8 protein-coding genes are annotated in these 13,593 nt (G+C 62.3%); 5 read left to right on the top strand and 3 right to left on the bottom strand.

Features of this window, described 5'->3' with window-relative positions; all coding sequences use genetic code 11:
* Positions 1-24: 24 nt before the first annotated feature.
* The 3 genes from MRBLMA1_RS07945 to MRBLMA1_RS07955 are packed head-to-tail and all read right to left on the bottom strand — an operon-like array spanning position 25 to position 5,684.
* Positions 25-1,401: an efflux transporter outer membrane subunit gene (locus MRBLMA1_RS07945; protein ID WP_363735981.1), complete on the bottom strand. Its 1,377-nt coding sequence runs from the start codon at positions 1,399-1,401 to the stop codon at positions 25-27.
* Positions 1,398-4,541 carry an efflux RND transporter permease subunit gene (locus MRBLMA1_RS07950; RefSeq protein ID WP_363735982.1) on the bottom strand — a complete coding sequence of 1,048 codons (3,144 nt, stop codon included), beginning with the start codon at positions 4,539-4,541 and terminating at the stop codon, positions 1,398-1,400. Before MRBLMA1_RS07950 ends, MRBLMA1_RS07945 begins: the two co-directional genes overlap by 4 nt.
* Positions 4,542-4,553: 12 nt before the next feature.
* Positions 4,554-5,684: an efflux RND transporter periplasmic adaptor subunit gene (locus MRBLMA1_RS07955; RefSeq protein WP_363736869.1), complete on the bottom strand. Its 1,131-nt coding sequence runs from the start codon at positions 5,682-5,684 to the stop codon at positions 4,554-4,556.
* Between the two features lie 242 nt (positions 5,685-5,926).
* Here MRBLMA1_RS07955 and MRBLMA1_RS07960 point away from each other — a divergent pair, with 242 nt between their 5' ends.
* The 5 genes from MRBLMA1_RS07960 (at position 5,927) to MRBLMA1_RS07980 (ending at position 13,271) form a co-directional block, all read left to right on the top strand.
* Positions 5,927-6,655, top strand: coding sequence for a response regulator transcription factor (locus tag MRBLMA1_RS07960; protein ID WP_363735983.1), 729 nt, complete (start codon positions 5,927-5,929; stop codon positions 6,653-6,655).
* 18 nt (positions 6,656-6,673) lie between these two features.
* Positions 6,674-8,044 carry an ATP-binding protein gene (locus MRBLMA1_RS07965; protein WP_363735984.1) on the top strand — a complete coding sequence of 457 codons (1,371 nt, stop codon included), beginning with the start codon at positions 6,674-6,676 and terminating at the stop codon, positions 8,042-8,044.
* 400 nt (positions 8,045-8,444) lie between these two features.
* Positions 8,445-10,388, top strand: a complete 1,944-nt coding sequence (locus tag MRBLMA1_RS07970; protein WP_363735985.1) for a PrkA family serine protein kinase — start codon at positions 8,445-8,447, stop codon at positions 10,386-10,388.
* A 20-nt stretch (positions 10,389-10,408) separates the two neighbouring features.
* Positions 10,409-11,716 (top strand): YeaH/YhbH family protein, encoded by a 1,308-nt coding sequence (locus MRBLMA1_RS07975; protein WP_363735986.1) that lies wholly within the window; start codon positions 10,409-10,411, stop codon positions 11,714-11,716.
* A 13-nt stretch (positions 11,717-11,729) separates the two neighbouring features.
* Positions 11,730-13,271 carry a SpoVR family protein gene (locus MRBLMA1_RS07980; RefSeq protein WP_363735987.1) on the top strand — a complete coding sequence of 514 codons (1,542 nt, stop codon included), beginning with the start codon at positions 11,730-11,732 and terminating at the stop codon, positions 13,269-13,271.
* Positions 13,272-13,593 lie beyond the last annotated feature (322 nt).

A 13,593-nucleotide genomic window follows, 5' to 3' on the forward strand; every position in this document is an offset into this window, starting at 1 on the left:
GAGCGAAGGGAGCCGGCAGCAGTATCATTCTTCCCTGAAATCCGCCCCGATGACCCGATAGAGCAGGATGCGGTTCGCGATCAGCGTCAGATTGGTCGCGATCGCGCTTTGTTGCGCATTGTAGAGGCTCCGCTGGCTGGTCAGGCTGTTGAGGAAAGTATCTATGCCCGCGCGATAGCGTTCCTCGGCCAGCGCATAGCTGCGCTGGCTGGCGAGGACCAGACGTTGCTGTGCAGCCTGCTGCTCGTCGATCGTACCCTCCCGCGCGAGCGCATCGGACACTTCCTGGAATGCCGTCTGGATCGCCATTTCATATTGGGCCAGATACAGGTCGCGTTGAGCCTTGCTGTAGTCGAGATTGCCGCGCGCGCCGCCGCCGAAGATCGGCATGCTGGCCGAAGGCGCGGCGGACCAGGCGAAACCGCCGCCGGTGAAGAGGGAGGAGAGGGCCGAACTCGCAACGCCAATGGCGGCCGTGAGGCTGATTTTCGGGAACATGGCGGCACGCGCCGCGCCGATGTTGGCATTGGCGGCCTTCAGCTGATGTTCGGCCTGCAGCACGTCGGGACGCTGGAGCAGCACGTCGGAGGAGAGGCCTGCCGGCGTCTTCGCGATGCCGTCGGTGAGCGTTTCAAGCGACTGGGGGAGCAGGGCGTCCTCGACCGGTGCGCCCGCCAGCAGGTCGAGCGCGTTCCGGTCCTGCGCCACCTGCGTCACATTGGCGGCAATATCGCTGCGTGCCTGTTCCACCGTGGTTTCGGCCTGATGCACGTCCAGCTTGCCGGTCAGCCCCGCACCATTCAGCGAACGGGTAAGGGCCAGTGTTTGTTCGGCGCTCGCCAGGGTCCGGCGGGACAGCGACAGCAGTTCCTGGTCAGCGGCCAAGGTGGCGTAGGCCGTGGCGGTTTCCGCGATCAGCGTGATGCGGGTCGCGCGCGCGCCTTCCTCCGTCGCGAGGTAGGATTCGAGTGCTGCGCGGCTCAGGTTCTTCACCCGGCCGAACAGGTCTATCTCGAACGCGCTGAAGCCAATATCGGCGCTGTAGCTGTTCTGGCGGTCGTCGTTGCGGCGGGCGAAGCTGGCAGCGGCATAGCCGGTGACGGTGGGGAGTCGGGCGGCGCGCTGGACCCGATATTGGGCGCGGGCGGCCTCCACATTGGCGAGCGCGGCGCGCAGGTCCCGGTTATTGGCAAGGGCGCGCTCTATCACCGCCTTGAGGCGTGGATCGCTGATCAATGCTGTCCACGGCAGGCCCGGCCTTTCCGTGGCGGTCGCCGACGGATAGGCGGCGTCAGCCGGGAAGGTGGCGGGAATCGGGGGCGAGGGCCGGACATAGGTTGGCGCCATGTTGCAGGCCGACAGCGCAGCAGCCGAAGTCAGGGTCAAGAGCGTGCGTTTCATGCCGGAACCTCCGCAGCGGGAGCGGCGGGTTGCGGCGGATCCTTGCGGCTGAAGATGCGCATGATCGTCAGGAAGAAGAGGGGAACGTAGAAGATGGCGAGCACGGTCGCGGTCAGCATGCCGCCGACCACGGCGGTCCCGATGGCGACGCGGCTCTGTGCGCCGGCGCCGGTGGCGGTGGCCAGCGGGATGACGCCCGCGATGAAGGCGAGCGATGTCATCAGGATCGGACGGAAGCGCAGGCGCGCGGCCTCCAGCGCGGCGGACATGGCGTCCTTGCCCTGCAGATAGGCGAGCTCTGCAAATTCGACGATCAGGATCGCATTCTTCGCCGCCAGCCCCATGGTTGTGAGCAGGCCGACCTGGAAGTAGATATTGTTTTCCAGACCGCGCAGCGTCACCGCCAGCGCGGCGCCGATCAGGCCGAGCGGAATGACCAGCAGCACCGCGAGAGGAATCGACCAGCTTTCATACAGTGCGGCGAGGCAGAGGAAAACGACCAGCACAGACAGGCCATAGAGCAACGGCGCCTGTCCACCTGAAAGCTGTTCCTGATAGGAGAGGCCGCTCCAGGCGTAGCTGGTGCCCGCAGGGAGCTGCTTTTGCAGCTTCACCATCTCGTCCATCGCCTCGCCCGAACTGGCGCCGGGCGCAGCCTGCCCCTGGATTTCATAGGATGACTGACCGTTATAGCGCGACACGGTCGTCGGACCCATTGTCCAGTGGGTGGTGGCAAAGGCCGAGAAAGGCACCATTTCACCGGTCGTGCTGGACCGCACCTGCCAGTTGTCGAGGTCCGTCGGCAGCGCGCGATAGGGTGCATCAGCCTGCATGTAGACGCGTTTCACCCTGCCGCGGTCGACGAAATCGTTGATGTAGGTGCTGCCCCAGGCGGCGCTCAGGACATTGTCGACGCTGCTTTGCGTCAGGCCCAGCACAGCGAGCTTTTCAGAGTCGATGTCGACCTTGAGCTGCGGCGTATCCTCCAGCGTGGCGGCACGTACGCCCGCCAGCTTGGGATCACTCGCCGCTGCCTTCATAAGCTGGTTGCGCAGCGCGAGGAAACGGTCACGGCTGAGGCCGCCGGTGTTCAGCAGTTCGAAGGTGAAGCCGTTGGATTGCCCCAGGCCGCGAATGGGCGGCGGGGTCATGGCCAGCGCCTTCGCATCGCGGATCGCGGCCAATTGCCTGGTGGCGCGGTTGGCGATCATCGTCGCGCTGTTCGCCGACCCCTTGCGCTCGTCCCATGGGGCGAGATTGATGAAGCCCTGGGCGGTGTTCTCGCCCTGACCGGCGAAACTGAAGCCCTGGGCGATGAAGGCGAAGGCGACATTGTCCTTTTCATCGGTCAGGAAATAATTCTGGACGCGCTCCACCGCTGCGGCCGTACGGGAGGATTTTGCGCCGGCGGGCAAGGTGATCTGGACCATCACCTGGCCTTGATCCTCCACGGGCAGGAAGCTGGTCGGCAGGCGGACGAACAGCAGCCAGAGCAGAACGAGAATGACCGCATAGCCGATCCAGAACCATTTCCGGCGGCCGATGAAGGCGTGGAGGCGCGTCATGTAGCCGTTGGTGACGCGGCTGAACCAGCGGTTGAACTTGCCGGTCCAGCCATGATCGCGATGCTCGTGCGAAATCGGCTTCAGGATGGTGGCGCAGAGAGCGGGAGACAGGATCAGCGCGACCAGCACCGAAAGCAGCATCGAAGAGACGATGGTGATGGAGAACTGGCGATAGATGACGCCGGTCGACCCGCCGAAAAAGGCCATGGGCAGCAGCACGGCAGAGAGGACTAGCGCGATGCCCACCAGGGCGTTGCCGATTTCGCCCATCGACTTGATGGTGGCGTCCCGTGGGGAAAGCCCTTCCTCCTCCATGATGCGTTCGACATTTTCCACCACGACAATGGCGTCGTCGACCAGCAGGCCGATGGCCAGCACCATGCCGAAGAGCGTCAGCGTGTTGATGGAATAGCCGAACAGTGCCAGCACGCCGAACGTACCCAGCAGCACCACCGGAACGGCGACGGCGGGCACCAGCGTCGCGCGCCAGCTTTGCAGGAACAGGAACATCACGACGACGACCAGCCCGACCGCCTCGATCAGGGTCTGGACCACCTCCTCGACCGAGAGCTTGATGAAGGGGGTGGTGTCGCGCGGGTAGACGACGGCGTAGCCGTGCGGCAGATTGTTCGACAGTTCGTCCACCTTGGCCTTGACCAGCTCGGCGGTCTTGAGCGCGTCGGCGCCGGGGGCAAGCTGCAATGCCATGCCGGAGGCCGGATGCCCGTTGAGGCGGGCCAGGGAGGTGTAGCTTTCATTGCCCAGTTCGACCCGCGCCACATCGGACAGGCGGACGACGGAACCGTCGCTCTGCGTCTTGACGATGATGTTGCGGAACTGCTCGGGCGTCTGCAGGCGGGCGCGGGCCGTGACGGTGGCGTTGAGCTGCTGCCCCTCCGGCGCCGGGTCGGCACCGATCTGTCCGGCCGACACTTCGACATTCTGGCTGGCGATGGCGCTTTGCACGTCGGACGGCATCAGCTTGACGGTGGCGAGCTTATAGGGGTCCAGCCAGATGCGCATCGCATATTGCGATCCGAAGATCTGCGACGAACCCACGCCATCGATACGAGCGATCGGATCCTGGAAATTATTGACCAGATAATCGGCAATATCGGCCTGCGATGCCGTATCGGTGCGGTCGTACAGGCCGACCACCATCAGGAAGTCGTTCTGCGACTTGGTAACGGTCAGGCCCTGCTGCTGCACGGCATTGGGCAGCCGGCTCAGCGCCTGCTGCACCTTGTTCTGCACTTGTACCTGCGCGGTGTCGGGATCGGTGCCCTTGTTGAAGGTGACGGTGATCCGCGCCTGACCGTTGGCCGTCGACGAAGATGAGAAATACATGAGGCCGTCGATCCCGGTGAGCTGCTGCTCGATGACCTGCGTGACGCTGGTCTCCACGGTCTGGGCCGAGGCGCCGGGATAGTTGGCGCTGATGTTGACGGACGGCGGCGCGATGTCCGGATATTGCGCGATCGGCAATGTCAGCATGGCGCCCAGGCCGGCCATCATGATGCCGATGGCGATGACCCAGGCGAATATCGGACGTTCGATGAAGAAGCGGCTGAGCAAGGTTCCGCTCCCTTATTTCGCGGCCCGGTCGATCGGGACGGCCTTCACCGTGTCGCCGGGATTCACCTTGTCCGTGCCTTCGACGATCAGCCTGTCGCCTTTACGCAAACCGTCGGTGATCAGCCATTTGTCGCCCACGGCTTGCGCAGCGGTGACGATGCGCCGTTCGACCTTGTTTCCCCTGCCCACGACCAGCGCGGTCGCATTGCCCTTCGGATCGCGGCTGATTCCCTGCTGGGGCACGAGGATCGCGTTCGGCACCACCGATTGCGGCGCGACCACGCGCACGAACATGCCGGGCAGCAGCAGGCCGTCCGGGTTGGGGAAACGGGCGCGCAGCGTGACGGTGCCGCTGTCCGGATCGACGATCGGTTCGGCGAATTCGATGCGGCCTTCCAGCGGATAATCGGTACCGTCGTCCAGCTTCAACCGGATGGTCGCGCTGGCGGGCAACGCCTTGCCCGCCGCGAGCGCGCGGCGCAGCTGGAGCAGTTTGGCGCTGGACTGCGTCACGTCGACGAAGATCGGGTCGAGCTGCTGGATGACGGCCAGGGGTGTTGCCTGGCTGGCCGTCACCAATGCGCCGGGCGTGACGGCGGACCGGCCGATCCGTCCGTCGATGGGTGCCCTGACCTGCGTGAAATTGAGGTTGATGCCGGCGGTCTGGAGCGTGGCGCGCGCCTGCTGCACGGCGGCGGCGGCCTGGCGGGCCGTGGCGATGACGTCATCGCGGTCCTGCGCGCTCACTGCTTCGCTCTGACCCAGCGTACGGTAGCGGCTGGCCTTCGCCTGAGCGGCGGCGGCGGTCGCCTGCGCACTGGCCAATGCGGCCTGCGCCTCGTCGCGCGACGCGCGGTAGAGCGAGGGATCGATCTGGTAGAGCGGCTGCCCCGCCTTCACGATCGACCCTTCAGTGAACAGGCGCTTCTGGATGACGCCGGCGACCTGCGGCCGAACCTCCGACATCATGGTGGATGCAGTGCGTCCCGGCAGTTCGGTCGATACCGTGACCTCCTGAGTCGCCAGCGTCACCACTCCCACCTCCTGAGGCGGCTTTTTCGACGCTTCCTTATGTCCGCAGCCGGTGATCAGGATGCAGAACGCCACAGGTGCGATCCGAAGGACGGAGAGGCGGCTGAGCATGGTCGACAGGCGGTTCCACAGCGGAAGGAGGGACTTCGCCCGGCGCAGGGGGAGGGAAGGGCGCGCCGGGCGAAGGTCGGCTCCGGTCAACGGCGCCGACCTCCCCCTAATCCATCCAAGGCGCGTCGCATTGTAGAGCGACTTTTCATCCGGCTGGATCATTTTGTAGCGGATTGTATCGATATGTAACGACCGCAGCGGCGAGCGCAGACTCGCAGCGTCAACGCCACTAGAAGGAGACAATGCCCGACATGCCGCCATCCCGCCCATTCCGCGTGATCGTCGTCGACGATGACGAAGATATCAGGGGTCTGATCGTCGGCCAGCTCGCCCAGGAGCATTATGAGGTTCTGGCGGCCGGCAGCCTTGGCGAATTGCGGGCGATGATGGCGGAACATGAAGCCGACCTCATCGTGCTCGACCTCAACCTTCCTGACGGCGACGGGCTGTCGCTGTGCCGCGACCTGCGGGCGCAGGGCAGCGGTGTCCAGATCATTATGGTGACGGCGCGGGGCAGCGCCATCGACCGGGTGCTGGGGCTGGAACTGGGCGCGGACGATTATCTGACGAAGCCGTTCGAGCCGCGGGAATTGCTGGTGCGGGTGCGCAACCTGCTGCGCCGGTCACGGAACGAGGAGCCGGCGCGGCTGAAAACCGCGCGGATTGCGCGCTTCGGATCGTGGCGGCTGGACCTCTTCCAGCGACGGCTGATCGCCAGCGACGATCGGTTGATCATGCTGTCCTCTGCGGAATTTCGCCTGTTGTCCCGCTTTATCGACGACCCCAATGTGGTGCTCTCACGCGAGGCGCTCGTTCCCGAACGGCGGGCCACGGCAGCGTTCGATCGGTCCATCGACCTGCAGGTCAGCCGGCTGCGGCAGAAGCTGGCGGACAGTCCAGGCGGCGACGGGCTGATCCTGACGGTGCGGGGGGAGGGCTATGTGCTGGCCAGCACGGTGACCTATGAATGATGACTGGCTGATCGGCACATGATGGTCTCTGTCGTGGCGCGGGCGCGCAATTTCTTCCGGTCGCTGGTCGGCCAGATATTCCTGCTGCTGACCGTCGGCATGACGGTGGCCGCCGTGCTGGCGCTGCTGGTCGCGGAGCAGGCCCGGCATCTCGACTTCGAGCGCTGGCGTCTCCAGCGCGTGGTGGCAAGCGCGGCGGACATCGCGCAGCGGCTGAGCCACGACCCGGTGAAGATAGAGGCGATGTTGAAAGACCAGCAGATCATGGGCGCACGGACCGCGCCGGAGGGCGTGGCTCTGACGGACCCCGACCCGACGCTGGCAGACGCTCTGGAGGCGCGCTTCGGGCCGCAGTCCAACCCCGAAGCAGGCCAGGTTCCCATCGGTCTCTGTTTTCCAGCAAGCAAGGTCGATCCGAACAATCGGGCGGCCGGGCTGATCGACGCGCCGCGCCCCGATTGCTGGGTCGTCCGCTTTACCGACAGGACGGGCGAGCGGCGTTCGCTCGCGCTCTACCTGCCGCGCCTCGTGAAGCCGTCGAGCAATCTTGCCAGGCCGATCTATCTGCTGCTGATCCTGATGTCCTCGGCCGGACTGGCCATCATCGTGGCTCGTTTTGTCGCCAAGCCGCTGCGTAGGCTGGAGCAGGCGGCGGAAGCCTTTTCGGTATCCGTCGATCCGGAGGAAATCCCGGAGCGGGGCCCGGAAGAGGTGCGGGCTGCGCTGTCCACCTTCAATCTGATGCAGCGCCGGGTAAGGGCGGGTTTTGCGGAGCGGACGCAGTTGCTGGCGGCGATCAGCCATGATCTCCAGACCCCTCTCACCCGCCTGCGCTTGCGGCTGGAATTGGTCGAAAACGAGGAACTGCGTGGGCGGCTGTTGCAGGACCACCAGGCGATGATGACGCTGGTCCGCGAAGGGCTGGATCTGGCGGCCAGCACCGAAGCCCATGAAGACTGGTCGGTGATCGACATCGATTCGCTGCTCACCAGCATGGCGGAGGATGCGCAGGATCTGGGATCACCCGTGCGGTTCCTGTCGGGATGCGGCGGCACTGTCCGGGTCAAGCCCAATGCCCTCACGCGCTGCATCAGCAATCTGGTCAACAATGCGGTGAAATATGGCGGCAGCGCGGACGTCAGCTGCTCAAGACAGGGCGGGCGCGTGCTCATCGAGGTGCGCGATCACGGTCCGGGCATCCCGCCCGATCAGCTGGACCAGATGTTCGAACCCTTTACGCGCGGCGTGGCGGGACAGCCGGGCGGACGGCACGGAACGGGCATCGGCCTGACCATCGCTCGATCGCTGGCGCTCAGTTTTGAAGCGTCGGTCCGTCTGGTCAATGCGTCGGACGGCGGGCTGATCGCGACGATCGATATGAGAGCTTGAGATCATCAGTTCTCGGGGCGGGGGTGAATCCTCCGCCGGCGGGGCAGCATGTTACGCAACGGAACCAAATCGGCTCTGGCGAGATTATCTTCTTTGCCCTCTTCCCTCTCCGGGCCTCAAGTGACACTATGCATTGGATCGCGGCGGGGGAACGTCGCGCTGATTTGAAGATGCTGCATGACAGCGGCGCGGCAATATTTGTCGGTCGTAAATTAATGCCCCTATCGTTGCCGGCAATGTTTTTGCACGGCCGGGCAAGCATTGCGTAATTCCTTGCAACAGGCGCGGATTAAAGATTGGACAGATTCGAATTTTTTACTCTGCGCGCATGGTATTGCACTGTTTTTACAGGCCATAAGGGTCTATATACATTCCATGGCTACTTTAGCGGGAGTCGCCAGTGACAAAGAATGAGCTGTTTTCCAGCTTCACGCGGAAGTTCGATGATCGGCGTCAGGCCGAAATGTCCATCGAAGATTATCTGCTGGGATGTCGCAATGATCCACTGATGCATGCATCGGCGCCCGAACGATTGCTCGCGGCGATCGGTGAGCCGGAGATCATCGACACTTCACGCGATCAACGGCTGGGCCGTATCTTCATGAACCGGACGATCCGGCGCTATGCGAGCTTCAGGAACTTCTACGGCATGGAGGGGACGATCGAACATATCGTCAGCTTCCTGCGCCATGCCAGCCAGGGATTGGAAGAGCGCAAGCAGATACTCTACCTGCTTGGCCCGGTGGGCGGTGGCAAGTCGTCGCTGGCGGAGCGGCTGAAGGCCTTGATGGAGGTTCATCCCATCTATGTGCTGAAGGCGGGAGAGGAGATCAGCCCGATCTTCGAAAGTCCCCTCGCGCTGTTCGATGCGGAAACGCATGGCGACTTCATCGAAGAAAATTACGCGATCCCCCGGCGGCGGCTGACCGGCATGATCAGCCCCTGGTGCCGTAAGCGGCTCGACGAGTTCGGTGGCGACATTTCCCAGTTCAGGGTCGTGCGCATGATGCCCTCGCGCATGCGGCAGGTCGCCATCGCAAAGACCGAGCCGGGGGACGAGAACAACCAGGACATCAGCTCGCTGGTCGGAAAGGTCGACATCCGCAAGCTGGAGATGCTCTCGCAGAACGATCCGGACGCCTACAGCTACTCGGGCGGCCTCAACCGCGCGAACCAGGGAATGCTCGAATTTGTCGAGATGTTCAAGGCGCCGATCAAGATGCTCCATCCGTTGCTGACCGCAACGCAGGAGGGCAATTATATCGGTACGGAAAATATCGGCGCCATTCCCTATACCGGCATCATCATGGCCCATTCCAATGAATCGGAATGGGCGAATTTCAAGAACAACAAGAACAACGAAGCATTCATCGACCGCATCTATGTCATCAAGGTTCCCTATAGCCTGCAGGCGACAGAAGAACGGCACGTCTATGAAAAATTGCTGAGGGAATCCGATCTCAACAAGGCACCCTGCGCCCCTGGGACCCTGGACATGCTGGCGCGCTTTTCCGTGCTGACGCGGTTGCGTGAGCATGAAAACAGCAACCTCTACTCCAAGATGCGCGTCTATGATGGCGAGATGCTGCGGGAAATAGACCCGCGCGCGAAAAGCCTTCAGGAATATCGCGATGCGGCGGGCGTGGACGAAGGCATGTCGGGCATTTCGACCCGCTTCGCGTTCAAGGCGCTGTCAGCCACGTTCAACCATGATACCAATGAGATCGCGGCCGACCCCGTGCACCTCATGTATGTGCTGGAGGGGATGGTCCGGCAGGAACAGTTCCCCACCGAGGTGGAATCCCGTTATCTGGAGTTCATCAAGGGCGAACTGGCCCCGCGCTATGCAGAGTTCATCGGCAATGAAATCCAGAAGGCTTATCTGGAATCCTACCATGACTATGGCCAGAATCTGTTCGACCGCTATGTCGCCTATGCGGACGCGTGGATCGAGGACCTGGATTTCAAGGATCCCGATACCGGGCAGCTTCTCGATCGGGAGATCATCAACCAGGAACTGTCCAAGACCGAAAAGCCCGCCGGCATCGCCAATCCCAAGGATTTCCGTAACGAAGTTGTGAAATTCGCCCTGAGGATGCGGGCCAGCAATGACGGGCGCAACCCTTCCTGGACCAGTTATGAGAAGATCCGCGAGGTTATTGAGAAGCGGATGTTCAGCCAGGTCGAGGACTTGCTGCCGGTCATCAGCTTCGGATCGAAAAAGGACGGCGAAACCGCGACAAAGCACGATGAATTCGTGGCGCGCATGATCGAAAGAGGCTATACGGAACGACAGGTCCGGCGACTTGTGGAATGGTATATCCGCGTGAAGCAGGCCGGTTGATGGAGGGCCTATAGGGCACCATGCACATTGTCGACAGACGGTTGAATCCGGGGGGCAAGAGCCTGGTCAACAGGCAGCGCTTCCTGCGACGGGCAAGGGCATATGTGCAACAGGCGGTGCGCGACAGCCTGAAGGATCGCAGCATCAAGGATCTGGACAAGGAAGGCCAGATTTCCATCCAGCGCGATGTCATCCACGAACCGACGCTGCATCGCGCGGCGCAGGGGGGAAGCCGCGAACGGGTGTTCCCCGGCAACCGTGATTATATGGAGGGGGACAAGATCAAGCGCCCCGACGGCGGCGCGGGCTCGGGGTCGAAGGCCGGGCAGGGCGATGGGAATGACGATTTCCAGTTCGCGCTCAGCCGGGAGGAGTTTCTGGACCTGTTCCTGGACGATCTGGAACTGCCCGATCTGGCCAAGAGACGGCTGATAGGCGGTGCGGTCGATGGTATCCGGCGCGCCGGATATTCGACGGCCGGCAACCCTTCCAACCTGTCCGTCCCGCGCACCATGCAGAAGGCCATGTCGCGGCGACTGGCCCTGCGTCGTCCCAAGGGCGCGGATCTGGCGCGGATCGAGGAGGAGATCGCGCTGATCGAGGCGCGCGATCCTCCCTCGCCCGACGATGCCGTTCGTCTGGAAGCGCTGCGCGAGGAACGATCGACCATCATCCGGCGCCGCAACCTGATCGCCTATATCGACCCTGTCGACCTGCGCTACCGCCGGTTCGAAACGGTGCCAAAGCCCGTGGCCCAGGCAGTGATGTTCTGCCTGATGGACGTTTCCGGTTCCATGACGGAGCATATGAAGGATCTGGCGAAGCGCTTCTTCGCGCTGCTGCATCTGTTCCTGTCGCGCTGCTACGAGCATGTGGAGGTGGTGTTCATCCACCATACCGACCGGGCGGCGGAGGTTGACGAACAGACCTTCTTTTACAGCACGGTGACGGGCGGCACGCTGGTGTCGAGCGCGCTGGAGAAGCTGATCGAAGTGGTGCAGGAACGCTTCCGTCCGGATGATTGGAACATCTATGTGGCGCAGGCGTCGGACGGTGACACCATGCAATCCGACAATGGCCGGGTGGTCAGTCTGATGCAGCAGGAGATCCTGCCCTTCAGCCAATATTTCGCCTATCTGGAGGTTGGGCGAGAGGAATTCGCCGATATAGAGATGGTCGGAACGACGACCGGCCTATGGCAGGCCTATGCGCCTGTGAGCGACGCCAACCGCAATTTCGTGATGCGAAAGGTGCATCACCGGCGCGAAATCTATCCGGTGTTTCGCGAACTGTTTCAGCGCAAGGGCGTGGCGGAGCGGAGTTCATGATGGTGGCATTGGCATGACCGTCGCTTTGGCACCTGCCCCTCTGTTTTCAGGAAGCGATTGGGATTTCGCGCTTATCAATCGCATCTATGAAACGGTTGAACCCATCGCGCTCCAGGAAATGAAGCTCGACATCTATCCCAACCAGATAGAAATCATCAGCGCGGAGCAGATGCTGGACGCCTATTCCTCTATCGGCATGCCGCTCTTCTACAAGCACTGGTCCTTCGGCAAGCAGTTCGTCACCAATGAGATGATGTACCGCAAGGGGCTGCGCGGCCTTGCCTATGAGCTGGTCATCAACTCCGACCCGTGCATCAATTATCTGATGCAGGAAAACAGCGCGACGATGCAGACGCTGGTCATCGCGCATGCGGCCTTTGGGCATAATCATTTCTTCAAGAACAATTATGTTTTCAAACAATGGACTGATGCGGAAGGTATCCTCGACTATCTGGAGTTCGCCAAGCGCTACATCGCGCAGTGCGAGGAGCGCTATGGTCAGTTGCCGGTGGAGCGGGTGCTGGATGCCGCCCATGCGCTGATGAACCAGGGCGTGCATCGCTATCCGCGCGTCCGGCCGAGGGATCTGAAGGCCGAGGCGGCACGGGAAGCGGAACGGCAGGCCTATCGCGATCGCATCTATGACGATCTGTGGCGGACAGTGCCGACAGGGGCGAGAGCCGATGCGATCCCCAGCGACGCCCGGCGCGCGGCGCTGGGACTGCCGCAGGAGAATATCCTCTATTTCCTGGAAAAAACGGGGCCTCGGCTGGAAAGCTGGCAGCGCGAGATATTGCGGATCGTGCGCCTGATCGCCCAATATTTCTATCCCCAGCGCCAGACCAAGGCGATGAATGAGGGCGCCGCGACCTATACCCATTATCGCATCATGACGACGCTGCACGAACGGGGATGGCTGACCGACGGTGCCTTCATGGAATTCCTCTCGTCCCATACCAATGTCGTCTATCAACCCACTTATGATTCAGGGCAATTTGGCGGTTTCAATCCCTATGCCCTGGGCTTTGGCATCATGTCGGATATCGAGCGGATCTGCCTGGAGCCAACCGAGGAGGATCGCGAATGGTTCGGCGACATCGCCGGATCGGGCGACCCCATGGAAGTGCTCAAGGACATTTGGGCCAATTACCGCGACGAAAGCTTCGTTTCGCAGTTCCTCAGCCCGCATCTGATACGTCAATGGCGACTGTTCAAGATACTCGACAAGCAGGGCGACTCGGAACTGCGGGTGGATGCCATTCACGACGAGCGTGGTTATCGCCGTATCCGGCGATCGCTGGCGCGGGAATATGAAATCGGGCGACAGGAGCCGGACATACAGGTGGTCGATGTCGACCTGTCCGGGGACCGCAAGCTGATCCTCGAGCATTCAGTGCTGGACGGCGTGCAACTGGATGAGGGCGATGCTGCTATGGTGTTGCAAAATCTCGCCAATCTCTGGGGGTATGAGGTGCTGTTGAAGGAAGTGGAATCCGAAACGCGCAAGGAGCTGAAAAGTCATAGCGCGCAGCCGAACATGGCCTGGCTGCGCTGAACCGTTGCACCCGGCGGACGGGACAAGTGCCGGAACGAGATTCTGTTTTCAATCGATGATAGGAAAGGCTAAGTTGAGCCCCGTTTTTCGTGGCTGAATTCGGATCTCTCGCTCTAAAGGCGGTGGAGAAGATGATGTCCGCGACAGGCAGGAGTTCGATTCATGACGAATGCTCTTACGCCAGAAGAATGCCTTGACCGGGCAAGAATGCATGATCAGTTGGCGGCCACGACCGCTGATGCTTCCGCGAGAATGATGCATCAGGCCATGGCCGCGGAGTTTCGTCGCCGCGCCGAGACCGCATCTGGCGGCATGCCCCAGG

This window comes from Sphingobium sp. LMA1-1-1.1, from assembly GCF_040676365.1.
Classification (GTDB): domain Bacteria; phylum Pseudomonadota; class Alphaproteobacteria; order Sphingomonadales; family Sphingomonadaceae; genus Sphingobium.

Excerpts from the sequence above, each read along its gene's own strand:
- MRBLMA1_RS07945 (WP_363735981.1), bottom strand. The coding sequence starts at position 1,401 with ATGAAACGCACGCTCTTGACCCTGACTTCGGCTGCTGCGCTGTCGGCC.
- MRBLMA1_RS07955 (WP_363736869.1), bottom strand. The coding sequence starts at position 5,684 with ATGCTCAGCCGCCTCTCCGTCCTTCGGATCGCACCTGTGGCGTTCTGC.
- MRBLMA1_RS07960 (WP_363735983.1), top strand. The coding sequence starts at position 5,927 with ATGCCCGACATGCCGCCATCCCGCCCATTCCGCGTGATCGTCGTCGAC.
- MRBLMA1_RS07965 (WP_363735984.1), top strand. The coding sequence starts at position 6,674 with ATGATGGTCTCTGTCGTGGCGCGGGCGCGCAATTTCTTCCGGTCGCTG.
- MRBLMA1_RS07975 (WP_363735986.1), top strand. The coding sequence starts at position 10,409 with ATGCACATTGTCGACAGACGGTTGAATCCGGGGGGCAAGAGCCTGGTC.
- MRBLMA1_RS07980 (WP_363735987.1), top strand. The coding sequence starts at position 11,730 with ATGACCGTCGCTTTGGCACCTGCCCCTCTGTTTTCAGGAAGCGATTGG.